The organism is Diaminobutyricimonas sp. LJ205 (assembly GCF_009755725.1).
GTDB lineage: Bacteria > Actinomycetota > Actinomycetes > Actinomycetales > Microbacteriaceae > Ruicaihuangia.
The window spans coordinates 1,895,195-1,917,849 of sequence record NZ_CP046619.1; the positions used below are offsets into that span (position 1 = coordinate 1,895,195).

Consider the following 22,655-nt stretch of genomic DNA (forward strand, 5'->3'; position numbering starts at 1 on the left):
CTAGTCGCGCCTGGCTAGTAGAGCAGCCCGGCGAGCCGGATGCGGGCGGCAACGACCCGCGGGTCCTCGGCGCCGACGATCTCGAAGTACTCGACGAGCCGTGCCCTTGCCCGGTTCTTGTCGGGGTGTGCGAGCTTGGGGAAGAGGTCCAGAATCCGTTCGAAGGCGTCTTCGACGTGACCGCCAGAGACATCCAGATCGGCGACGTCGAACTGCGCGTGCAGGTCACCCGGATGCTGCGCCGCGGTCACCCGGATGGTCGCGGCCGACTTGCCGTGCAGGCGCTTCAACAGCGACGCCTGCGCGAGGCCGGCGACGGCCTGCTGGTCCCGCGGGTCCTGCGTGATGGCGGTCTGGTAGGCGTGGATGGCGGCGTCCAGGTCGCCGCGTTCGATCGCGTCGAAGGCTTCCTGGTGCAGCGGCGGCAGGGGAACCTCCTGCGGAGCAGGCTCGGCCGCGGCGTCATCCGTCGCCAGCTGGCCGGTCACGCCGTTCTGCGCCGCGAGCTGGAGCACCTGCTCGAGAACCTCGCGTACCTCCTCATCGGAGGGCAGTCCGACGAACAGTGAAAGCGGTCGGCCGGCGACCACCGCGGCGACGGTCGGCACCTGCTGAACCTGGAACGCCTGGGCCAGCTGCGGGTTCGCGTTGGCGTCGACGGTCGCAAGCGCGATCCGGCCGCCATAGGAGGACACCACACCTGCCAGGGCCGGCTCGATGCCCTGCCCGAAGAACTCCACAACGACGGGCACGGTGTTCGACAAATCGAGCACCCGCGTGAAGTCCGCGTCGCTGTACTGCGCGACGACCGCTCCCGGGCCCGCGGAAGCCGGGGCATCCGTCGCTGGCCGGTTGACGAGGGATGACAGGTCGACGGCGCCGCGTAGATTGGCGCCGTTCAGGGGTGCGTTGCTCACGGGACCTCCGATGCTCCGATTAGTCCCTGAGCGTACCCGAGCAAAACGATCTTCTGATCGCTCTCGCTCACCGGCGGCACATAGAACAGCAGCTGCATGCCGTACGTTGCGGTCAATCCCTTGGTGCTCTGGCTCACACCGGACAGCGCCTTGACCTGACCCTCGGCGTTGACTGCCGCGCCGGCCTCAGTCGGCGTGATGGTCTCGATCTCGTTCAGGTTCACCGCGACCAGCGCGCCCGTGTCGTTCGTGGCAAGCGCGACCGTCTGTCCGCCGCCTGGCGCCTGCGCGAAGGTGAGGCTCGCCGTCTGCAAGGCGGCGACCCGCTCGTCCTTGTACGCCTTGCCGAGCTGGGCGAGCAGTTTGTCGTTCGCCGTGTCGAACAGCGGGAACGAGGCGCTTGCCTCGCCGTTCTGCAGGACATCCGCGTACGCCGGACCGACCTCGGCGGGCGTCAGGCTCAGCAGCTTGGAGTCTTCGGGTAGCGGCGCTGCGCCGACGCTCGCCGGTGCCACCGGAAGCTCGGCTTCGGTCAGCAGCGGAATCGCGTAGTGCACCTTGTACTGGCTGCGCGGGTCCGGCTGGACGAGCACCAGCGCGACCGGCGCCGGTGCTGGTTCCGGAGTGGCAGCCGGGTCGGTCGAGGGCTCGGGTGCCGGCGGCTGGACGACGGTGAGGACCGTGCGCGGCCACGCGTCACCGGTCTGCTGGGGAAGGGTCAAGGTGACCGGCTCCCCCGGGATCGCCGGCAGCGCGGCGATTGCCCCATCGGCGGCGCGCGCGGCGTAATTGGCCTTGCGCAGCTCTAGCGCGGGGCCGTCCAGACGCGTCGCCGCGAGATCAGCGTTGGCGCTGGCATCCGCTTCGGAGGTCACCGTACCGACCTGGGCGACGATGTTCTTGGCCTGGGCGACCGTGACCGCCGTGGCCGGCAGCTCTTCCGCCGGAGCTTCCGCGGTTGCGGTCGGCGTCGGCTCGGCGCCGCTTCCACCCAGGAATTCCGGCCAGGAGTCCGCCGAGCAGCCGCTCAGTACCAGTGCACCGGCGATCACCGGCACGACTGCGATCATGGGCCGCCGAGAACGACGTCCGCGAGCGTTGGTGGGAGTCTGTGCGGTGGCCGACTGCTTGAAGGCACGCTGACGCGGGGGTTTCGGCATCTTCGGCGACTTGGGCTGCTTCGGCTGGCTGCGGCGCGGACCCCGCGAGCGGCGCAGATGAATGATCGCCCACAACAGCAGGCCAAGGCCGGCCAGGAGCAGCAGCGAGCCACCGACGATCAGCGGGCCGGACAGCGGCGCTGAATTGTCGACCGGCCAGGTGACGCTGATGTCGGCCGGCGCGGGGGCAACACCGTCAGACGCGATGATGATCGACACATCCGAGGGAACGTTCACCGTGAAAGTCAGGGTGTTGTCCGCCTGGAAATCGGCCAGCCAGAGGTCCGAGCCAAGCGGGTTCGGCACCTGAGTCTCGGTGCCGGTCTGGTGATCGATGACGAGGTCAGAGGTGCCGTCCTCGGTCTCGGTATCCACGCTGATGCGGTTGACCGTGGCGTCGCCGATCCAGGCGTCGACATCGGCCGTGCGCCCGTAAGCGGCGAACACCGTGCCTTCCCCGTCGATGGACACCGTCTGTCGGCCGTCATGCGCGGTGAGCGACTCACCGTCGATCACGGCGAGTGGGGCGTCTTCCGTCAGCTCAGCAGTCGCGGTGACCGTGTCGGGGCTGGCCAGCACGGTGCGCTGCGCGATGCCCAGCCCAATCAAAACGGCAGCGAGGACGAAGGCGACGATCGCGAAGACGAAGCGCAAGTTTCTCCTTTCGTGCTGCCCGACTATCGGAATCGTCGCACGGGTAACCGCTTCCAGCACGGACACCGGCGAATTCCGGGCACCGCGGCGCCGGAGGGAGGGCAGCAGCAAAGACGTTCAAGAATACTCGATGGCTTGTTCCCAAACCAGTCCATGCACTGGGAGCATGCTGGGAGTCGCCGTGTCGGGGGCACTACCGACGCTGGCTAAACTCATTGCTGTCCGGCCCCACCCAACCACCCAAGGAGTCAACGTGGCTGCAGACGATGCAGGCTTCAGCCTGGAACTTCGCGGATACAAGAAGGAAGAGGTCGACCAGGCGATCCAGCAGCTTCGCCGCGAGTTGATCAAGGCCAACACCGACAAGGTCGACACCGCGAAGGAAGCGAAGCGTCTGGCGGCAACCGTCGACGACCTGCAGGCTGAGCTCGATGAGATCGGCAGCCCGACCTATGCGGGCCTCGGCATGAAGCTTGAGAGCACGCTGCGCATCGCCGAAGAGCAGTCCACTCGGCTGATCAGCCAGGCCGACATCGACGCCGAACGGCTGCGCGCCCACACTCAGGCCGACGTACAGAAGCTTCGCGAGGATGCAGCCGCCGCCGCTGAGAAGGTGATCGCCGACGCCAGGGAGCAGGCGGCGCACCTCGTGGACAACGCCCGCGCCGAAGCCCACGACATGGTGTCGATGGCGCAGGACTCCGCCGAAGCGACAACGCAGGACGCGCTGCGCGAGGCGGCCGCGATCCGAGGCGCCGTCGCCACCGAGGCTGCTGAAGCCCGCGCCACCGCGAAGCGCGAAGCGGCCGCACTGCGCGCCGAGGCCGAGCGCGAGGCATCCGAAGTCAAGGTCGTCGCCGTGCGCGAAGCGGCCGAAGCCCGCGAGATCGCCGCGAGCCTCAGCCGCGACATCGAGAAGACTCGCGCCGACTTCGAGAACGAGGACGCCACGCGGCGCGCCGAGCTCGAGGCGCACATCGAACGCGGCCGTGCCGATCTGGAGCATCACGTCAGCACCCGCACCGCCGAGCTGAACGAACTGGTGCAGACCACTCAGGCCTCGCTCGCCGCCGAGGTGGAGCAGACCCGCGGCGCTCTGGCGGCCGAGGTCGAGCAGACCCAGACCGACCTCGCCCGCCAGGTGCAGCAGACCCGCGCCGAACTGGCGAGTGAAGTTGAGCAGACCCGCGCCGAGCTGGCTGCCCACGTCGAATCGACCCGCGCCGACTTGGCCGCAGAGGTTGAGAGCACCCGCAGTGAGCTCACCCGTGAGGTCGACCAGACCCGCGCAGAGCTGGCGACCGAGGTGGAGCACTCCCGCGGCGACGTCGCCGCGGAGATCGACGCTGCCAAGCAGGCGCTGGCGCTCGAGGTCAAGGGCACACGCGCTGAAGCCGCCCGTGAGGTGGAGCGAGAGCGCGCCGAACTCGCCCGCGAAGCGCAGCAGACCCGAACCTCGCTGGCCCGCGAGGTTGAGCAGGCTCGTGCCGAGCTTGAGCGCGAGACGACCGAAACCCGGACAGCGCTCGAAGCCGAAGTCACCAGCACCCGCGCGACGCTCGACAGGGACGTCTCCCAGACGCGCGCGGCGCTCGATAAGGATGTCGCTGAGACCCGCGGTGCCCTCGAGCGGGAGGTGTCGGAGACCACCTCCGCCCTCGAGCGCGACACCGCCGAGGCGCGTGCCGCTCTCGACAAGGAGATCACCGAGGCCCGCGCAGCTCTCGAGAAGGAGATCGCCGACGCCCGCGCCGCATTGGAGCGGGACATCCTGTCACAGCGGACCGAACTTGCCCGCGAAGCCGAGGACCAGCGCACCGCACTCGCGTTCGAGGCCGAGCAGACTCGCGCCGCTCTGGCCCATGACCAGGACCGGGTGCAGACCGAACTCGCCGCCGAAGCCGAGCAGGCTCGCATCGACCTCGACGTCGAACTCACCTCCCGGAGGGACGAGGCCGAGAAGGACTACCTCAGCCGTCACCAGGAGGCGGTCGCGCAGACTCAGAAGTACCTCGACGAAGCCGGCGCCCAGCTGGCCGAGGCCACCCGTCGCGCAGCGGACAAGCGTCTGGAAGCAGACACGTTGGCTGTCAGCGCCAAGGCCGATGCCAAGCGCATCCGGGAACAGGCGGATGACACCGCCCGCGAAGTGCTCGAGAACGCGGACGCCCGCTCGCAGGCCATCGTGGAGGACGCTGAGCGACGCGCTGCGGCCCTGATCGCCGACGCCGAGGAGCGTCTCGACAAGCTGCGTATCGAGCGCGACGCCGTGGCTGGCTACTTCGAGGGTCTCCGCGGGGTATTGTCACAGGCAGAGAAGGTGACCAGCGAGCAGTAGCCGGCCAGGGGGAATAGCGTGAAGATCCACAATCCGTTCCGGCTCGGACTTCTCGCGGGGCTGGGAGTGCTGGTCGCGATCGCGATCGGCACGGCGGTCGTCCAACTGGGCGTCATCCTGACCTACGTCGGCGCGGCGCTCTTCATCGCGCTCGGCCTGGATCCGGTGGTGAGCTGGATGGCGCGCAAGGGCGTGCCCCGCTGGCTGGCCATCCTGATCACGATTTCCGCCGTGATCAGCGTGTTCGTCGGACTGGTTTTCGCCATCGTCCCCGTCATCACCGAGCAGGTGAACAAGCTGCTCGGGCAGATTCCCGACCTGGTGGAGTTCTTCACCGAAGGCGGCGCCCGGCAATGGGCCGAAGGGACCTTCCCCTGGCTCGACGTCGACATGGTCGTCGACGAGGTCGTCAAGTGGACGCAGGATGCCGACAATGTCGCCGGTCTGTTCGGCGGTGTGCTCCAGAGTGCCCTGGTGATTGCCAGCGGCGCGTTCGGTGCGCTGATCATCCTGATCCTGACCCTGTACTTCGTCGCCTCCCTGCACCGCATCAAGGCGTCGATGTACCAGCTGGTGCCGGCCTCACGCCGCGCCCGCGTTGTGGACATCTCGGAGCAGGTCAGCGACGCGGTCGGCCGCTACGTCGTCGGCCAGGGTGCCCTCGCACTGTGCAACGGCGTGCTGAGCTTCATCTTCCTGTCGATCATCGGCGCCGAGTACCCCGCCCTGTTCGCGTTCATCGCGTTCCTGTTCTCGTTGGTGCCGCTGGTCGGTACGATCACAGGATCGATCGTCATCGTGTCGATCCAGTGGCTCGTGAACCCGGACTCGATCAGCACGGTCATCGCGGCAGCCATCTACTACCTGATCTACATGCAGGTCGAGGCATACGTGCTCAGCCCGAACATCATGAACCGTGCTGTGAAGGTCCCCGGCGTCGTGGTGGTCATCGCCGCCCTCGCCGGCGGCACCCTGCTCGGCATCCTGGGCGCGCTGGTGGCCATCCCGGTTGCGGCGTCGATCATGATCATCGTGAAACAGGTGCTGGTGCCGAGGCAGCAGACGGTTTAGGACCGTTTAGGGGCTCTTCACAGTTGAGTGTGTAGTCGCTGGTGGGATAGTGGCTGCTCGAGACAGCGGATTCAGACCCCGACTAAACCCTGCATTGGTGAAGAGTCGCTCTTTCTGAGGGTCGGCCAAAGATACGACGGAAACCGGCAACCAGTGATCTTGAGTTGAACTTGCCGCGGGTGAGGTGCTGGGGCGGATCGCCGTCGGCTGCTCGACCAACGACAGCAATGCGCGAACGCAGCCGGAGGCCCGATCTTGTGTCACCGTTCGCAGTGGAATTCTTCGCGTACCTGCTCAGATCGGTCAACGGCGCACCGGATAGCGCAGGTGAAGCACCCGGTTGCCCTGAATCACCACGTCAGGATCCTCCAACAGGTGCTCCGCGTTGACCGATCCGAAGTAGCGCTTGCCGGACCCGAACACGACGGGTACGACATCCATGCGCACCTCGTCGACCAGGCCTGCGGCAAACGCCTGGCCACCGACATTGCCAGCGGCGACCTCGACGATGCGGTCACCCGCAAGCTCCTGCGCCTTGGCCACGGCTGCCTCGACGCCGTCGACGAAGTGAAACGGCGCCTCGGGGTCCCAGCCCTCAGGCGCCGGCCGGTGCGTCACGACGACCACGTGGTCGACCCCGGCCGGAGGCTTCCCGTCCCAGCCGTCGGTCATGTCGAAGACGTGACGGCCGGCGATCGTTGCCCCGATCTGGTCCCAGTACGGCCGGGTGTAGTCGTAGGAGGTCTGCGACACCTTCAGCACGCCGCTCTCGTCCAACGGCACGTCACCGCTGGTCAACCAGTCGAACAGGGGTCCGGGCTGGTCATTGTCGTCCGCGATGAAGCCGTCCACCGACACCGAGCTGTACATGACCACCTTGCCCATGGGGCGCTCCTCTGCGTTGGGGTCGTCCCCAGATTAGCGGGTCGTGGGCTGTCGCTCTTGTAAGAATTCAATCGGCCGGCAGCGGCAAGCTGTCGAGCACGTGGCCGGCATGTTCGCGCAGGATCTGTCGCCGGACTTCGACGTACCGGGTCGGCGTGAGCCCGGTGAACGCCCGGAACTCGTGGCCGAAGTGAGCCTGGTCGAAGTAGCCTGCCCCACCGCGAGGTCGTCCCAGTCGATCGGTCCGGCGGGGTTGATCGCGAACACGGTGGCGACCAAGCGATAGGTGCGGGCTCACATGTGGGCGCAGTCAGAGCACCGGTGGTGGCGGACCGTGATCGGCAGGGAGGTCGGTCGGCAAGCTCGACCAGCGGGTGGGCCTAGGTTCCTCGACCAGCGGGTGTGGGCTTCTAATACTCCGTGGGCAGCGGCAACGCCGCCGGGTTCAACCGTTCGACGATCTCGGCGAGCACCCGGTAGGTCTGGCTCTCCCCCACCCACAGGTGCTTGCCCTCGTCCACTGCCACCAGGTCGATGTCGGGGACCACCGCGAAACGCTCGCGCGCCTCGGCGGGCCGCAGGTAGTCGTCCAGCTCTGGCACGACCGCAACCAGCTTGCGCTCATCTTCGGCCCATGCGCCGAGCTCCTGGGCCGTTGTGCGGTGCAGCGGCGGCGACAGCAGGATCGCGCCGACGATCGGATGCGGCCGACCCCATTTCAGCGCCACCTCGGTACCGAACGACCAGCCCAGCAGCCAAGGGTTAGGCAGCCCCTGCTCGGAGACGAACTGCATCGCGGCGGCAAGGTCCCGGCGTTCCTCGATGCCCTCGCCGAAAGAGCCCTCCGACGTGCCCCGCGGTGAGGTGACCCCTCGGAAGTTGAAGCGCAGCACCGCCAGCTGCGCGAGAGCGGGCAGTCGCGCCGCGGCCTTCCGCAGAATGTGGGAGTCCATGAAACCCCCGCCGGTCGGCAGTGGGTGCAGGCAGACGAGGGTAGCGACCGGGTCGCCCGACTCGGGAACCGCCAGTTCGCCGACCAGGGTGAGCCCATCATCCGTGTGGAGCTCAATCTCGGTACGCACGGCGGGCAGGACGCTATTGCTGCGAATGGGTTCAGTCAACTCTTGATCTTCCAACAGTGGCTGTGCCAGTGCCGACGGGCGCCGACATCGTCGGCCTCACCCATCAAGCCATCGGCACGCCAGGCGACGATATGGGCAGTGCCCGGGGCGATCTGCACGGTGCATCCGGGGCAGGTGTAGTACTTGAGAGCGGATGCCGCAGCCACGGGCTGCACGTTCCACAACGCATCCCGCTTCTGTTCGGTGCGACGGCCGCCGAACAGTGCCTGGGTCAGATCGCGTTCCTCATCATCCTCGAGACGGCGCTTGCGGCCGCGGGGACGATTGGAACGAGGCATGGAACAATCCTAGGCAGCTTCAGGCTGCGACCAGGTCAGTACCAACCGCTCGACTGCGACTTCGCCCACGCGCCGCACGGTGTGCCGTAACGGCCGGAGATGTACCCGAGGCCCCAGGTGATCTGGGTTGCCGGGTTGGTCTCCCAGTCAGCGCCAGCCGTCGCCATCTTGCTGCCGGGCAGCGACTGCGGGATGCCGTAGGCACCGCTGGACTTGTTGTGGGCGTAGACGTTCCACTTGGATTCCTTGTGCCACAGGGCGACCAGGCAGTCGTACTGGCCCTGATCCCAACCGCGCGCCATGACCATGTCATAGGCGATCGCCTTGGCTGTGCCCGGATCGGGCGTGCCTGCGGCGGGTGCGGCGCGGCCGGCGGCAGCGGCGACGGGTTTCGGCTTGGGCTTCGTGACCTTCCACACCTCGCGGGAGACGGTTACCGCGTCGGTGGCCGCCAGCTCCAGAGTCTGGCCAGGCTGGGCGGAGCGAGTCGGCCGTTCCTCGTCACCCATGCCCGCGTAGGCACCGGTGTACGGGTCGACGACCGAGACGGCCAGGAAACCGAAGACGGCGAGCATCGCGAGCATCGGCAGGAACACCCGCTGTCGCTGGGGTCTCGAAGCAGAACCGCGACGAGATTCCGTCTGCGGCGGCACCGAGTGTGAATGTCTGCCCATGACCCGGAAAACACTACCGGATAACGGTCAGGTAACGCGAAGCCACGCTAGCGGACCGCGAGCATTACCTGCGTGACGCTGTCGAGCAGCAGATCCACCTGGGCCTCGTTGTAGCCCCGCTTGGCGGGACGGAACGCGATCGTGCGCACCTCGTTGATGCCGAGGGGGCGTCCGTGCTGGAAGAACCCGATCAGACGGTCGGCGAAGGCGTCGACATCCGACACGCGATATCCGGTCGTCATCAGCCCGACCCGGTTGAACTTCGCGCCGGCGGGCCGGGCCAGCCGGTCGATGAGCACCTGGGCGGTGGCGCGGGCATGCCCATTCCATTCAGCCTCGCCGCGTTCGGCTAGCGCTGCCTCGCGTTCCCGGGTGGCGAATGCGTCCTCGAGGCGCTCCAGGGCGGCATCGACGGCCGACGGGGTGTAGCCGCCCTTCTCCATCGCGAAGGCGGTGCGGCGGATGGTGTCGGAGGTCACCGTGCTGGCATGCGCCGAAGTCTCGGCGGTGTACGCCCGTCGGGCGTCCTCGAGGAATTCCTCGACCTGCTCGACGCTGTAACCGAGCTGCGACTTGCGGGCGCGCGGGAAGGTTGTGCTCACGGCACCATTCTGCCGTACGCGCCCTGCACGCCCGGTCAAGCGAAGAGCGTGTACAACGCGAACGCGGCGAACGCCGACGGAAGGATGGAGTCGAGCCGATCAAGGAAGCCACCGTGGCCTGGCAACCAGGTGCTGATGTCCTTGATGCCGAGGTCGCGTTTGATCAGTGACTCGATCAGGTCGCCACCCGTACCGGTTGCCACCATCACGAGGCCCAGGAGCACGCCGATCCACCACGGCTGGTCGATCATGAAGATGGCCAGCAGCACGCCGGTGATAACCGCGACCACGACCGACCCGGCGAAACCCTCCCACGTCTTCTTGGGGCTGATCCTGGGAGCCATCGGATGCTTGCCGAAGAGCAATCCGGACGCGTACGCGCCCGTGTCGGTGGCGACCACCACGGCGAGGAACGCGAGCACCCACCACTGACCGCCGTCCTGCGCGACCAGGAGCACCGCGAAGCTGGCCAGGAATGCCACGTAGATGAGCACCATGACGCCGCCGCCCAGGTCTTTCAGCACATCGACGAGCGGCGCCCGCCCGGCCGGAGTCACCAGCTCAATCAGTCGCCAGAGGCTCACTATCCCGATCCCGGCGAGCAGCACCAGCCACTGGCCGCTGCCGCCCCAGTAGAAGGCGGCCACCTGCAGGGCGACTGTGGCCACTACGACCGGCAGCCGCGGCACGTCCCGGCCGGCGAACCTCAGCGCACTGGCCAGCTCGAACGCCGCGAGCCCGGCGAGGGCAGCGGCGAAGACGATGAACAGTTCCTTGATCACCAGCAGGCTGACCAGCAGCAGGCCACCGAGGGCAAGGCCGATGGCGATCGCCATGATCAGGTTGCGACCGGTGCGCTTCTCGATCCGTTGTTCGATCGCGTCGAACTGAGCCTTCGTCGCGGCGAGTTGGGTCTCCAACTCGACACGGGCGTCCTGGGCAAACGTATCGAGCTCTATCTTGCGGCGGGCGCGCTTGCCTGACCGGCCTGCCGGCTCATCGGAGCCATCAGTCATCTAGACCTCGAGGAGTTCCGCTTCCTTGCGCTTGAGAGCCTCGTCGACGGCGTCGACGAATGACTTGGTGTTCGCCTCAAGCTCCTTCTCAGCGCGTGCGACCTCGTCGTCACCAACCTCGCTCTTCAGCGCATCCAGGTCATCCTTCGCCTTACGACGGATGTTGCGGATCGAGACCTTCGCGTCCTCGCCCTTCGAACGGACGAGCTTCACGAACTCCTTGCGGCGGTCCTCAGTCAGCTCGGGCAGGGTGACCCGCACGATGGTGCCGTCGTTGCCGACGCTCGCGCCGAGGTTCGGAGCGTTCACGATGGCCTTCTCGATCTCGCGGAGTGCGCCCTTGTCGTAGGGCGTGATGATGAGCATCCGCGCCTCGGGGTTCTGCATTGCGGCGAGCTGCGCCAGCGGCGTAGGGGTGCCGTAGTAGTCGACCAGGATCTTCTGGAACAGCGCGGGGTTCGCCCGGCCGGTGCGGACCGTACCGAAGTCGTCCTTGGCGACCTCGACCGCCTTGTTCATCTTGTCCTTGGCCTCGGCCAGTACGTCGCTGATCACGGATGCTCCTTATGCAGTGTTTCCTGTCGGCAAGCTTAGTTGGCAAGCCCTCAGTTGCTGACCAGCGTGCCGATGTGGTCGCCGAGAATGGCTTTGGTGACGTTACCGGAGGGCTCCATGCCGAACACGCGCATCGGCATCCCGTTGTCCATGCACAGGCTGAACGCAGTCGAGTCGACGACCTTCAGCCCCTTGACGAGGGCTTCCTGATAGGTGATCGCATCCAGCTTCTTGGCGCTGTCATTCTTCCGCGGGTCATCGTCGTAGACGCCGTCAACCCCGTTCTTGGCGACCAGCACCTCGTCCGCCTTGATCTCCAGCGCACGCTGCGCAGCGACCGTGTCGGTGGAGAAGTAGGGCAGCCCAGCGCCAGCACCGAAGATCACTACGCGCGACTTCTCAAGGTGACGCTCGGCACGCAGCGGGATGTACGGCTCGGCGACCTGCGTCATCGAGATGGCGGACTGCACGCGGACGCCGGCGCCCGCCTGCTCGAGGAAGTCCTGCAGCGCGAGAGCGTTCATTACCGTGCCGAGCATGCCCATGTAGTCAGCCCGCCCGCGGTCCATGCCGCGCTGGCTGAGTTCGGCGCCGCGGAAGAAGTTGCCTCCACCGACGACGATGGCCACCTCCACCTCGTTGGTGGCTGCGGCGATCTCCTTGGCAATGGCGCTGACGACGTCGGGATTGACGCCGAGCGACCCGCCACCGAAAGCCTCGCCGGAGAGTTTCAGCAGGACTCGTCTTCTGCGGTGTTCAGTCATAGGTCTCCCTCTCGAGGCTTGTTACAGATTAGGGGTTTGCGCATGAAAACGGGGTCCGAGACATGTGTCTCGGACCCCGTTTCACGGAATGTTAGGCGCCGACCTTGAAGCGGGCGAACCCGGTCACGGTGAGGCCTGCATCGGCGGCAACCTTGCTCACAGTGAGCTTGTTGTCGCGGGCGTAGTCCTGCTCGAGGAGGGCGACCTGCTTGAAGTAGGCGTTCACACGGCCCTCGATGATCTTGGGCAGGGCTGCCTCAGGCTTGCCCTCGCCACGGCTGATCTCCTCGACGATGCGACGCTCGTTGTCGACCTCAGCGGCCGGAACGTCCTCGCGGGAGAGGTAGGACGGGTTCGCGAAGGAGATGTGCTGCGCGATTCCGCGAGCGGTCTCCGCGTCGTCACCCGTGTAGCCCACGACCACGCCGACCTGCGGGGGCAGGTCCTTGTTGGTCTTGTGCAGGTACACCGCGAACTTGTCAGCCGAAACGACCGCAACGCGACGCAGTTCGATCTTCTCGCCGAGGATCGCGGCTTCGCCGTCGATCAGGTCGGCGACGGTGCCACCGGCAGCGGGGGCGGCAAGCGCCTCCTCAACCGTGGTTGCACCGGCTGCGACGACAGCGGCGAGAACGTTGTCGCCGAGCGCGACGAACTTGTCACCCTTGGCAACGAAGTCGGTCTCGCACGCGAGCTCGATCATCGTGGTCGAGGTGCCGTTTTCGGCAGCCGCGATCAGGCCCTCGCTGGTGGAGCGGTCAGCGCGCTTGGCGTTGCCCTTGGCTCCCTTGAGACGCAGGATCTCGGTGGCCTTCTCGAGGTCACCCTCCGCTTCGACGAGGGCGTTCTTGGTGTCGACCATGCCGGTGCCGAGGCGCTCACGCAGGGTCTTGATGTCAGCCAGGCTGATGTTTGCCATGAATGGAATCCTTACTCGGCGGTCGCGCCGGTCGCGGGCTTCTTCTCGTCCTCGGTGGCCTCAGCCTCGATCTTCGCCTCAACCTCTTCAGCGGTCTCCGGCTTGTGGACCGGGGTCACCTCAGCGTCGGCGGCGGCGGCCTTGGCGGCAACCTTCGCGTCAGCGTCGTTCTCTTCGGTCGGCAGCGGAGCGGCCTCAGCGGCGTTGCCCTGCTCGAGAAGCTCGCGCTCCCACTCAGCCAGCGGCTCGACGGCCGACACATTGCCGGCTTCCTCGGGCTTCTGGTGACGCTGGATGAGACCCTCGGCGGCGGCGTCGGCGATGATGCGGGTGAGCAGGCTCACCGAACGGATCGCGTCGTCGTTACCCGGGATCGGGTACTGCAGCTCGTCGGGGTCGGCGTTGGTGTCGAGGATGCCGATCACCGGGATGCCGAGCTTGGTGGCCTCGTTGACGGCGAGGTGCTCGCGCTTCGAGTCGATAACCCAGATCGCCGACGGGGTCTTGGTCAGGTTGCGGATACCACCGAGCGTCTTGTGCAGCTTGTCCAGCTCGCGACGCTTGATGAGGAGCTCCTTCTTGGTGAAGCCCTTGGTGGTGTCGTCGAAGTCGATCTCCTCGAGCTCCTTCATGCGAGCGAGGCGCTTCGACACGGTCTGGAAGTTCGTGAGCAGTCCACCGAGCCAGCGCTGGTTGACGTAGGGCTGGCCGACGCGGGTCGCCTGCTCGGCGATCGCTTCCTGGGCCTGCTTCTTGGTGCCGACGAAGAGGACTGTGCCGCCGTGGGCGACAGTCTCCTTGACGAAGTCGTAAGCCTTGTCAATGTAGGCAAGCGACTGCTGCAGGTCGATGATGTGGATGCCCGAGCGCTCGGTGAGGATGAAGCGCTTCACCTTCGGGTTCCAGCGGCGGGTCTGGTGCCCGAAGTGCACGCCGCTGTCGAGCAGCTGGCGAATGGTTACGACGGCCATAGCCGTTCTCCTTATTGTTCTCAGTTGTCATTCGCTACCGGATGGAGCGAATCCTGGTGCCCGGCGCGCCTCCGCCCTGGCCTCGGGACCGAGGCTGCGGGACTGAATGGAGAGCGTCGCGTGAATAATCACAACGGGCACGCGTAGTCACTCCGCCGTGACGGAGTGCCGGATCATCGTATCACCCAGTCCGGGCCGCTCCGGTCTCCGCTCCTCCCCCTCCTCGAGCTTTCCCCCGGGGCGGCCCACCTGGCCGCACGGGTGGATTTCGCGACGACGATGGGCGGATGTCTCGGCTCGTACTTTCGGTCATGGCTGTCGTTGTGGCATCCGTTGTCGCGGCCGTTCCTGCGACTGGGGTCGTGCCTGCAATTGGTGTCACGCCTGTCATGGGGGTCGCGCCGGCTTCGAGGGCAACGCCCGTCTGGCAGTGGCCGGTGGATCCACCGCGATCTGTGGTGCGCCCCTACGTGGCTCCGGCTACTCCGTATTCGGCCGGGCACCGTGGTGTCGATCTGCGGGCCACGGATGGCGGAACCGTGTACGCGCCCGCCGACGGAGTGGTGCATTTCTCCGGGATCGTTGTCGACCGGCCCGTGTTGTCCATCCGGCATCCGGGTGGCCTCATCTCGAGTTACGAACCCGTCGAGTCGGCGCTTGCGTCAGGCACAGCGGTACGGCGGGGTGAGGTAGTCGGGATGGTGCTGGCTGCGCATTGCGTGCCGGCGGCGTGCGTGCACATGGGGGTGCGACTGGACGGCGAATACGTTTCGCCGCTGCTCTATCTCGGCGACGTGCCACGCTCGGTGCTGCTGCCCACGCGACCGCTCAGCGCGAGTGTCCGGCTTGGGTGACGCTGTCCCGGCCGGCGAGGTCGTGTCTGACCGTGCGGAGAAAGCCGGTCAGTACGTCGATCTTGTCGCCGTAACGGGCAGCAAGAGCTTCAACCAGTGGTTCGCGTGCCGCCTCCGCGCGCTCCGCCAGGTCACGGCCTACGGGCGAGAACGTTCACCTCCTCCGCCTGGCGCTAGTGTTTCGGCGCGGCGCGTCAGAAAACTTCACCCGCGCAGAGCCGAAACACTAGCGCCAGTCGTTTGGGTGCGGGCAGGCTCAGGCACGCGGGGTGCGAGCAGAGTCAGGCGCGCGGGTGCGCGGCGGCGTAACTCTGCTTCAGCCGGTCCATCGACACGTGCGTGTAGATCTGGGTGGTGCCGAGGCTGGCGTGGCCGAGCATCTCCTGCACGGCACGGAGGTCGGCACCGCCGTCGAGCAGGTGTGTCGCGGCCGTGTGCCGCAGCGCGTGCGGACCGGCCGGTCCGCTGCCCGGCACCGCTTCGAGCAGGCTGGCGACCAGGCGGTACACAGTGCGAGTCCCCAGCCTGCCACCGCGAGTGCCGAGGAACAGCGCGTCGGTGGGGCCGTTCAGCAATTCCGGGCGGCCGCGATGCAGGTAGTCATCGAGAGCCCTGAGCGCCGGCACCCCGAACGGCACGACGCGTTGCTTCGAGCCCTTACCGGTCACCCGAACGGTCAGACGGGACCGGTCCAGATCGCCGAGGTCGAGTCCGGTCAGCTCGCTCACCCGGAGCGCCGAGGCGTAGAGCAGTTCGATGACGGCAAGATCGCGGATGGCACCCGGGTCTCCGGTGTCCGCGCGCATGGCAAGCGAGTCAATCAGGCCATCGATCTGGTCGCGGGTCAGCACGCGAGGCAGGTGACGCTCGGGTTTCGGCGCGCGAAGTCGGGCGGCGGCATCCGTCTCGGCATAACCGGAACGGACCAACCAGCCGCTGAACCCGCGGGCGGCAGCCGACCGGCGTGCGAGGCTCGCCTTGGCGAGTCCAGCCTGCGAGCTGTGCCACAGCCAGTCACGGAACAGTTCCAGGTCGGCAGCCCCGCTGTCGACGACGCCACGGCCGGCGGCGAACTCGGCAAACTGGGCCAGATCGGACCGATACGAACGGATCGTGTGCGCGCTCAGCCCTCGCTCGACGGCGAGGTGCTCGGCGAATCGGTCGATCGCGTGCAGCAGTTCCACTCCCCCATCGTGCGCGCTATTCCGGGATCGGGGCGGCAGGCGCTCCGGCCTGGGCGGCGTCGGCCCGGGCAGCGTCGGCCATGCTGAACGTCGAGCGCTTGCTCGACAACTGCTCGCGGCGCTCGGCCGGGTCCAGCGCTTCGACCGCAGCGCGCGCCGCAGCCGGCCAGCCGGCAATCTCGGCGTACTCGCCAACCGGCACGATCGTGTGCACGACACGGTCGGCGTAGACGTGAACCAGGGTGAACGACTGGCCGCCATCCACGCCAGACAACAGCCGGTCAGCGGACGCCGCCGCATCCAGTGTGTAACAGGTGGCGGCAGCCACCGACACCGGGATGCCGGCGAACAGGCTGTGGCTGGCGTGGTGCAGGTGGCCACCGAGGATGGCCCGGATGTCACTGCCTTCGACCACCGCGGCCAGACGGTCCTGACCCTCAAGCTCGAGGGCCGCCATGATCTCCACGGCTACCGGGATCGGCGGATGGTGCAGCGCGAGGATGGTGCCCTCGGGGGCCGGCGTCGCCAGTTCGTCGCGCAACCACTGCAGTTGGCCGTCGGAGAGTTCGCCGTGGTGGTAGCCGGGCACGGTGCTGTCGAGGCTGATCACCCGGAGCCCACCGAGCCGGTACACCCGGTCCTGCGGGGCATCCGTCTCGGGCTCACCGTGCAGCAGGCTCGCGAACGCGGCCCGCTCGTCATGGTTGCCCATCACCCAGATCACCTGCGCGCCGATCCGTTCCGCAACCGGCTCGACGACCTCCCGAAGCCGCCCGTAGGCGTCCGGCTCAGCCAGGTCGGCGAGGTCGCCGGTGAACAGCAGCGCTTCCGGGCGGATGCCAGAGCGTTCCAGGTGCGCGAGCGCTCGCTCGAGGTTGCGTTCAACGTTGACGGCACCGTACAGCGGCCGGGAGCCACCGAGGAAGTGGGTGTCGCTCAGGTGGACGAGGGTGTGCACGGGCGCGGGATATTGTCCGAGTTGGATCACGCGACCACCCTAAGCGTTCGCACCGACGTTGGGCGGTCACACCCCAACGCCGGGCCGTCACCCCGACGCTCGGGCGACGCGCACCCAGCCGGTCGGGCGTTCCTGCACCTCCCCCGTGAGTTCCAGCATGCCGAGCGTTGATTGCACGCTCGCCATCGACAGCCCGGACCGCACCGCGACATCGGACGCAGGTCTGGCCGAGCGGGTGCTGAGCGCGTCCAGCACACGCACCACCTCCGGATTCTGGCCGCCTCCCGCAGCGGCGGCGACCATGGGAGCGTCAAACGACGGGTGCAGTTGCGCCATCTCCTCGGCATTGGTCACGCAGACGGCGTCATACTCGCGGATCAGCCGGTGGCAGCCGGCCGAGGCGGCACTCGTGACCGGTCCCGGAACGGCACCCAATGCTCGCCCGAGCGCCGCGGCGTGGCCGGCCGTGTTCAACGATCCCGATCGCCAGCCCGCCTCGATCACCACGGTCGCCTGGCTGAGAGCGGCTATCAACCTGTTTCGTTGTAAAAAGCGCCACTTAGTCGGCGCCGTCCCGCAGGGCACCTCCGAAAGCACCGCCCCGGAGTGGGCGATTCGGGTCAGCAGGGACTCGTGACCGGTCGGATAGAACCGGTCGAGTCCTCCGGCGAGGATCGCGACAGTGGAGCCACGACCCGCGAGTGCGGCATGATGGGCGGCTCCGTCGATGCCGTATGCGGCACCGGAGACGATCGCGAAGCCGCGGTCGACCAGTCCGCCGGTGGCATCGACCGCGACGCTCTCGCCGTACCCGGTCGCGGCTCGGGCGCCGACGATCGCGATCGACCGCTCAAGCGGTGCAAGAGCGTGCTCGGCGCCGCGCAGCCACAGCGCGTGGGGAGCGTGCGGACCGAGATCGTCCAATCCGGTCGGCCATACCCGGTCATCGGGCGCGAGCAGCCGCAGGCCGTAGCGCACAGCCTGTTTGAGCGAGTCGAGCACCGCACTGGCGTCGATCCGCGGGCGCCATCGCGCAAGCGCCTCATGCACCGCATCCGGGGTCACGATGATCCCCGACTCAGTGAGCATCGCGGTGATCCGCTCCACCGGCCAGCCGGTGACGAGAGCCTCGAGCGCGACGGCCGGTCCTTGCACGGCGATCAGCTCGCCCGCATGGCCATCGCCGGGCTCGGCGATCCCCATCCAGGCAACCCGTGCCAGTCGGTCAAGGAGTTCGGTGCGCTCCAGGTCATCGCGGGTGACAGTACGCACGAGCGGGGCGACCTCGGCCTCGCGCAATCCGAAGATGGTCATGACGACATCGCCTTTCGCAGGTACAGGGCTTGGCCGAGATGGTCGGCAGTGGGACGGGCCTCACCGGCGAGGTCCGCGACGGTCCAGGCGACGCGCAGCACGCGGTCATACCCGCGCATGGTGATGCCGCCTCGCTCCAGCGCACGGTCGAGCGGTGCGGTCACCTGCCGATCCAGTCGAACCCTCGGGGAGCGGAGGAACGATCCGGGCACATACGCGTTCAACGTCCACGGGGTGGCCGAGAGACGTGCCCGGGCTGCTTCGCGCGCCGCACCGACCCGGGCGCGCGCCTGTGCGGTGCTAACTCGCGCGCTCGCCTCGGCCGCGCGTAGTTGTGACGCGGTGATGCGTTGCACCCGTAGTTGGATGTCGATCCGGTCAAGCAGCGGTCCAGACAGTCGCTGCAGGTAGCGGCGGCGCGAATGCGGCGGGCAGGTGCACTCCGAGTCCCTCGCGCCGTACTGGCCACATGGGCATGGGTTGGCGGCAAGCACCAATTGGAATCGGCCCGGAAACCTGGCAACGGCGTTGGCACGGTGGATGCTGATCACACCCGATTCCAGCGGTTGGCGAAGCGCGTCCAGCGCGGCGGCCTGGAACTCCGGCGCCTCATCCAGGAACAGCACGCCGTGGTTCGCCCGCGCAGCCGCCCCCGGTCGGATCTGCGCGCTGCCCCCGCCGACCAGCGCGGCCGGGGTTGCCGTGTGGTGTGGCGCTTCGAGCGGCGGACGGGTGGCGAGACTCGCTCCGACAGGCAGTCCGGCGAGCGACCGGACGCAGCTGACCTCCAGCGCGGCATCCGGGTCAAGATCTGGCAGCAGCCCGGGCAGCCGGGACGCGAGCATGGTCTTTCCTGCGCCCGGCGGGCCGAGCAGCAGCACGTGGTGGCCACCGGCAGCAGCCACCTGTATGGCCTCGATTGCGTCGGGGTTGCCGATCACCTCGGCCAGATCAGAGCCCTCGACGGGCAGATCCGGGAGTGCCTGGGAAAGCAACGGCTCCACCGGCTGCGGTTCGAGCCTGCCGCCGTGCCAGATCACTGCTTCGCGGAGCGAGGCCACGCCGACCACCCGGATGCCGGGAACCAGGGCAGCCTCATCGGCGTTCCCGACCGGAACCATGACGGTATCGAATCCTGCGCGGGCGGCAGCGAGCACGGCGGGCAGCACTCCGGGAATCGGGCGGAGCCGCCCGTCGAGACCGAGTTCACCGATGTGCACCACGCGAGCGACCGACTTCGGACGGACGGCACCGTCTGCGGCGAATGCGGCGAGAGCGATGCCGAGGTCGAAACCCGAGCCGTGCTTCGGCAGCGACGCTGGGGACAGATTGACGGTCAGCCGGTGATGCGTGAACCCGCAGCCCGAGTTGACGCTCGCGGCGCGCACTCGATGCTCGGCTTCGCCGAGCGCGGCATCCGGCAACCCGATGATGACGACCTTCGGCAGCTGCCCGGAAATGTCCGCCTCGATCTCAACGATCGCGCCGTCAAGACCGAGTAACGACACCGCATGGGTGCGACCGACCGCCATCAGGACACCCGCTTCAGGTGCTCGATCGAAGGTGCGGCACCGAACGGGGCGATCACCGCGACGGCGTCGATTCGAATCAAGTACGACCCGGGATGCGCCTCACACCAGGCGGCGGCGAGCCGACGCAGCCGGGCATACTTCAAAGCGGTGATCGCCTCGAACGGATGCCCGAAGGCAAGACTTGACCGGGTCTTCACCTCGACGAAGGCCAACTCAGCGCCGTCGATGGCCACCAAGTCGATCTCGCCCGCCGCGCAGCGCCAGTTGCGATCCACGATGATCAGGCCGGCTCGTTCGAGATAGCGCGCAGCCAGCGCCTCGCCCGCTCTGCCGAGTTCGTCTTTGCGAGCCACCGGTCACCTCCGAGGCGAGCATCGCGCAGCGCGGCGACATCCGGGATAGCCGCAGGACGCAACTGGGGACTATCGGCGGCCGCGCTCCCCTGTCGCGGAGAGGTGGTCGGACCGGCCGCGGACGCGGCCGCGACAGATCACGCAGGGAAGCATCTAGGAGGGCGCGGGGAACGAGCGCTACTCGTCGAGCGCGAGTTCCTTCGGAAGCTCCAGCTCCTTGGAGGACAGCTCCTCGACGTTCACGTCCTTGAACGTCAGCACCCGCACCGACTTCACGAAGCGGTCGGAACGGTAGACATCCCACACCCACACATCGTGCATAGTCAGCTCGAAATAGAAGTCGTTCGCGGTGTCCTGCCGCACGAGAGTGACCTCGTTGGCGAGATAGAACCGCCGCTCGGTCTCGACGACGTACTTGAACTGCCCAACAATGTCGCGGTACTCGCGGTAGAGCGCCAGTTCAACCTCGCGGTCGTAATCTTCGAAGTCGTCCTCGTCCATGGTCATTCAATCCTAAGCGCTCTCGAGCGCGTCGAGCTCGAGCCCGAGAAGGGTCGGCTGATCAGCCCTCAGCCAGGTGCGGCGATGGAAGTCGGTGGCGCCGTGCTCGGCGATGGCGGCGAGGTGGCCAGCGCTGGCGTACCCCTTGTTACCCGCCCACTGGTACATCGGGCTGGTTTCGTGGGCGCCGATCATCAACCGGTCGCGGTGCACCTTCGCGATGATCGACGCGGCAGCCACCGAGCCGCAGTCGCGGTCGGCCTTGATCTGGGTGACCACGTGCACCCGGCTGGTCAGCGCCGGGTTCAGCCAGTCGTGGTGGCCGTCGAGCAGGACGACGCTGGACTGGATGTCGCAGCCCGCGTCATGCAGGGCGATCAGAGCCCGCTTGCCCGCGAGTCCCAATGCTCGAGTGATGCCGATCTCGTCGATTTCCTGCGGTGATGCGAGCCCGACAGCCGAGAACCGGGACCAGTCGAGGGTGGTCGGCTCGAGCAGTTCTCGTTTCTTCTCGCTGACCAGCTTGGAGTCGCGCAGCCCCTCGGGAATCGCGGTGATAGTGGCATCCACGACCGAAACGCCCACGGCGACCGGACCGGCCAACGCACCACGGCCGACCTCATCGCAGCCGATGACGAACTGGGCGCCCTGGTGGAACAGCATCTTCTCCCGCGCGAGCGTGGGGTCGGCGACGGCCATCATGGCTGCCCCTGATCGACTCCGCGGAAGCTGAACTCGTAGTTGTCAAGCCACGCCCAGCGGGAGATTGGCCAGGTGATGAGCACGGCACGACCGACGACGTTGTCGTAGGGCACGAAACCGTTGCCCGGCTGGTCCTGGTTGTAACGGGAGTCGGCCGAGGCGTTGCGGTTGTCTCCGAGCACCCAGAGGGAGTCTTCGGGCACCGTGACCGAGAAGTCCACCGCGGACGCACGGTCGACGCCGGGCGGCAGCAGCACGTACGGCTCATCGATCGGGACACCGTTGATCGTGAGCTGGCCGAGTTCGTTGCAGCACTCGACCTTGTCACCCGGTAGCCCGATGACGCGCTTGATCAAGTGATCGTTGCTATCGGAGGCCGACAGTCCGACCAGCGACAGGAGCCAGTCGAAGGTGGCGACCACGGGGTTCTGCGGCTCGGCTTGGCGCGGAGTCAGCCACTGTCCCGGATCGCGGAAGACGACCACATCGCCGCGTGCGATGGGCATCAGGTCGGGAGTGAGCTGGTTCACGATGATGCGGTCGTTCTTGTGCAGGGTGTCCATCATCGACTCGGACGGGATATAAAACGAACGAACCAGGAAGGTCTTGATCAGGAACGAGATGAGAATCGCGGCGACGAAGATGATGAGGACGTCGCGAAGGAACGTCGTGACACCTTTCGCGCGGCGTCGTTCGCTGGCGACGCGCATCGACCGCGTCGGCTGTATTTCATCCGTCATTAAACCCCTGAGCTCCCCTGCCAGTGTAGGCGGAGGGGAGCTCAGTGGATGACGCAGCGGGAGGCTTAGCTCTCGCGCTTTTCCTTGATCTTGGCCTTCTTGCCGCGCAGCTCGCGCAGGTAGTAAAGCTTGGCGCGGCGGACGTCACCGCGCGTAACGATCTCGATGCTGTCGATGACCGGCGAGTGCACGGGGAACGTACGCTCGACACCGACCTGGAAGCTCACCTTGCGGACGGTGAAGGTCTCACGCACACCGTGGCCGGAGCGGCCGATGACGACACCCTGGAAGACCTGGATACGCGAACGAGATCCTTCGATGATGTTCACGTGCACCTTGACGGTGTCGCCGGCCCGGAAGTCGGGAATGTCGGACTTGAGGGATGCAGCGTCGACTGAGTCGAGGATGTGCATGGTTCTTCGCTCTCTGCGACCGCCACAGGTCGACCGCGGTTCTTGAATCAATAAGTTGGGGTGTGCCCCTATGACTGCGGGTTCCCCTGTGGCAGAACCGTGCGGAGGCACAAACAGCAATTGTGCCACAATCCGTAGTCGGAGATCCACTCGTGCCC

25 protein-coding genes are annotated in these 22,655 nt (G+C 67.1%); 4 read left to right on the forward strand and 21 right to left on the reverse strand.

Going from position 1 to position 22,655, the window contains the following annotated elements:
* Nucleotides 1-14: 14 nt before the first annotated feature.
* Together GO591_RS09150 and GO591_RS09155 are read right to left on the reverse strand one after the other, a co-directional pair.
* Entirely contained in the window at nucleotides 15-917 is a 903-nt protein-coding gene (locus GO591_RS09150) for a tetratricopeptide repeat protein (protein WP_157156533.1), read from the reverse strand.
* Entirely contained in the window at nucleotides 914-2,731 is a 1,818-nt protein-coding gene (locus GO591_RS09155) for a DUF8094 domain-containing protein (RefSeq protein ID WP_157156534.1), read from the reverse strand. The genes GO591_RS09150 and GO591_RS09155 overlap by 4 nt, the downstream gene beginning before the upstream one ends.
* A gap of 253 nt (nucleotides 2,732-2,984) precedes the next feature.
* Here GO591_RS09155 and GO591_RS09160 point away from each other — a divergent pair, with 253 nt between their 5' ends.
* Both GO591_RS09160 and GO591_RS09165 read left to right on the forward strand, forming a co-directional pair.
* Nucleotides 2,985-5,069, forward strand: coding sequence for a hypothetical protein (locus GO591_RS09160; RefSeq protein WP_157156535.1), 2,085 nt, complete (start codon nucleotides 2,985-2,987; stop codon nucleotides 5,067-5,069).
* 18 nt (nucleotides 5,070-5,087) lie between these two features.
* A complete protein-coding gene (locus GO591_RS09165; RefSeq protein ID WP_157156536.1) occupies nucleotides 5,088-6,140 on the forward strand; it encodes an AI-2E family transporter in 1,053 nt (350 codons plus the stop codon).
* Between the two features lie 303 nt (nucleotides 6,141-6,443).
* Here the strand turns inward: GO591_RS09165 and GO591_RS09170 are convergent, their stop codons facing one another.
* Nucleotides 6,444-7,025: a dihydrofolate reductase family protein gene (locus tag GO591_RS09170; protein WP_157156537.1), complete on the reverse strand. Its 582-nt coding sequence runs from the start codon at nucleotides 7,023-7,025 to the stop codon at nucleotides 6,444-6,446.
* A 100-nt stretch (nucleotides 7,026-7,125) separates the two neighbouring features.
* Here GO591_RS09170 and GO591_RS15795 point away from each other — a divergent pair, with 100 nt between their 5' ends.
* Nucleotides 7,126-7,311, forward strand: coding sequence for a hypothetical protein (locus GO591_RS15795; protein ID WP_198295449.1), 186 nt, complete (start codon nucleotides 7,126-7,128; stop codon nucleotides 7,309-7,311).
* Between the two features lie 124 nt (nucleotides 7,312-7,435).
* On the opposite strand, the gene GO591_RS09180 is transcribed toward GO591_RS15795, so the two are convergent.
* From GO591_RS09180 to rpsB, 9 genes are all read right to left on the reverse strand, one after another.
* A complete protein-coding gene (locus GO591_RS09180) occupies nucleotides 7,436-8,146 on the reverse strand; it encodes an alpha/beta hydrolase (RefSeq protein WP_157156538.1) in 711 nt (236 codons plus the stop codon).
* Nucleotides 8,143-8,445: a hypothetical protein gene (locus GO591_RS09185; protein ID WP_157156539.1), complete on the reverse strand. Its 303-nt coding sequence runs from the start codon at nucleotides 8,443-8,445 to the stop codon at nucleotides 8,143-8,145. The genes GO591_RS09180 and GO591_RS09185 overlap by 4 nt, the downstream gene beginning before the upstream one ends.
* Before the next feature lie 35 nt (nucleotides 8,446-8,480).
* Entirely contained in the window at nucleotides 8,481-9,041 is a 561-nt protein-coding gene (locus GO591_RS15960) for an aggregation-promoting factor C-terminal-like domain-containing protein (RefSeq protein WP_232466119.1), read from the reverse strand.
* Between the two features lie 125 nt (nucleotides 9,042-9,166).
* Nucleotides 9,167-9,721 (reverse strand): DivIVA domain-containing protein, encoded by a 555-nt coding sequence (locus GO591_RS09195; protein ID WP_157156540.1) that lies wholly within the window; start codon nucleotides 9,719-9,721, stop codon nucleotides 9,167-9,169.
* A 35-nt stretch (nucleotides 9,722-9,756) separates the two neighbouring features.
* Nucleotides 9,757-10,737 carry a phosphatidate cytidylyltransferase gene (locus GO591_RS09200; RefSeq protein ID WP_157156541.1) on the reverse strand — a complete coding sequence of 327 codons (981 nt, stop codon included), beginning with the start codon at nucleotides 10,735-10,737 and terminating at the stop codon, nucleotides 9,757-9,759.
* On the reverse strand, nucleotides 10,738-11,292 hold the full coding sequence (gene frr / locus GO591_RS09205) for a ribosome recycling factor (protein WP_157156542.1): 555 nt from the start codon (nucleotides 11,290-11,292) through the stop codon (nucleotides 10,738-10,740).
* 50 nt (nucleotides 11,293-11,342) lie between these two features.
* Complete coding sequence (pyrH, locus tag GO591_RS09210) at nucleotides 11,343-12,056, reverse strand: UMP kinase (protein WP_157156543.1); 714 nt, start codon at nucleotides 12,054-12,056, stop codon at nucleotides 11,343-11,345.
* A 91-nt stretch (nucleotides 12,057-12,147) separates the two neighbouring features.
* Nucleotides 12,148-12,975 carry a translation elongation factor Ts gene (tsf, locus tag GO591_RS09215; protein WP_157156544.1) on the reverse strand — a complete coding sequence of 276 codons (828 nt, stop codon included), beginning with the start codon at nucleotides 12,973-12,975 and terminating at the stop codon, nucleotides 12,148-12,150.
* An 11-nt stretch (nucleotides 12,976-12,986) separates the two neighbouring features.
* Entirely contained in the window at nucleotides 12,987-13,946 is a 960-nt protein-coding gene (rpsB, locus tag GO591_RS09220; RefSeq protein WP_157156545.1) for a 30S ribosomal protein S2, read from the reverse strand.
* A gap of 287 nt (nucleotides 13,947-14,233) precedes the next feature.
* Here rpsB and GO591_RS09225 point away from each other — a divergent pair, with 287 nt between their 5' ends.
* A complete protein-coding gene (locus GO591_RS09225) occupies nucleotides 14,234-14,800 on the forward strand; it encodes a M23 family metallopeptidase (protein ID WP_157156546.1) in 567 nt (188 codons plus the stop codon).
* Between the two features lie 281 nt (nucleotides 14,801-15,081).
* Here the strand turns inward: GO591_RS09225 and GO591_RS09230 are convergent, their stop codons facing one another.
* The 9 genes from GO591_RS09230 to rplS all read right to left on the reverse strand — a co-directional run bounded on the left by GO591_RS09230 (nucleotide 15,082) and on the right by rplS (nucleotide 22,497).
* Nucleotides 15,082-15,984: a tyrosine recombinase XerC gene (locus tag GO591_RS09230; protein WP_157156547.1), complete on the reverse strand. Its 903-nt coding sequence runs from the start codon at nucleotides 15,982-15,984 to the stop codon at nucleotides 15,082-15,084.
* A gap of 16 nt (nucleotides 15,985-16,000) precedes the next feature.
* Entirely contained in the window at nucleotides 16,001-16,972 is a 972-nt protein-coding gene (locus GO591_RS09235) for a phosphodiesterase (RefSeq protein WP_157156548.1), read from the reverse strand.
* 57 nt (nucleotides 16,973-17,029) lie between these two features.
* Nucleotides 17,030-18,256: a DNA-processing protein DprA gene (dprA, locus tag GO591_RS09240; RefSeq protein ID WP_157156549.1), complete on the reverse strand. Its 1,227-nt coding sequence runs from the start codon at nucleotides 18,254-18,256 to the stop codon at nucleotides 17,030-17,032.
* Nucleotides 18,253-19,788, reverse strand: coding sequence for a YifB family Mg chelatase-like AAA ATPase (locus tag GO591_RS09245; protein WP_157156550.1), 1,536 nt, complete (start codon nucleotides 19,786-19,788; stop codon nucleotides 18,253-18,255). The genes dprA and GO591_RS09245 overlap by 4 nt, the downstream gene beginning before the upstream one ends.
* Nucleotides 19,788-20,141: a YraN family protein gene (locus GO591_RS09250; RefSeq protein ID WP_157156551.1), complete on the reverse strand. Its 354-nt coding sequence runs from the start codon at nucleotides 20,139-20,141 to the stop codon at nucleotides 19,788-19,790. Before GO591_RS09250 ends, GO591_RS09245 begins: the two co-directional genes overlap by 1 nt.
* Nucleotides 20,142-20,318: 177 nt before the next feature.
* Nucleotides 20,319-20,642 carry a DUF2469 domain-containing protein gene (locus GO591_RS09255; RefSeq protein ID WP_157157856.1) on the reverse strand — a complete coding sequence of 108 codons (324 nt, stop codon included), beginning with the start codon at nucleotides 20,640-20,642 and terminating at the stop codon, nucleotides 20,319-20,321.
* Nucleotides 20,643-20,654: 12 nt separating this feature from the next.
* A complete protein-coding gene (locus GO591_RS09260) occupies nucleotides 20,655-21,341 on the reverse strand; it encodes a ribonuclease HII (protein WP_157157857.1) in 687 nt (228 codons plus the stop codon).
* Complete coding sequence (gene lepB, locus GO591_RS09265; protein ID WP_157156552.1) at nucleotides 21,341-22,084, reverse strand: signal peptidase I; 744 nt, start codon at nucleotides 22,082-22,084, stop codon at nucleotides 21,341-21,343. The genes GO591_RS09260 and lepB overlap by 1 nt, the downstream gene beginning before the upstream one ends.
* 65 nt (nucleotides 22,085-22,149) lie before the next feature.
* Nucleotides 22,150-22,497, reverse strand: coding sequence for a 50S ribosomal protein L19 (rplS, locus tag GO591_RS09270; RefSeq protein ID WP_157156553.1), 348 nt, complete (start codon nucleotides 22,495-22,497; stop codon nucleotides 22,150-22,152).
* Nucleotides 22,498-22,655 lie beyond the last annotated feature (158 nt).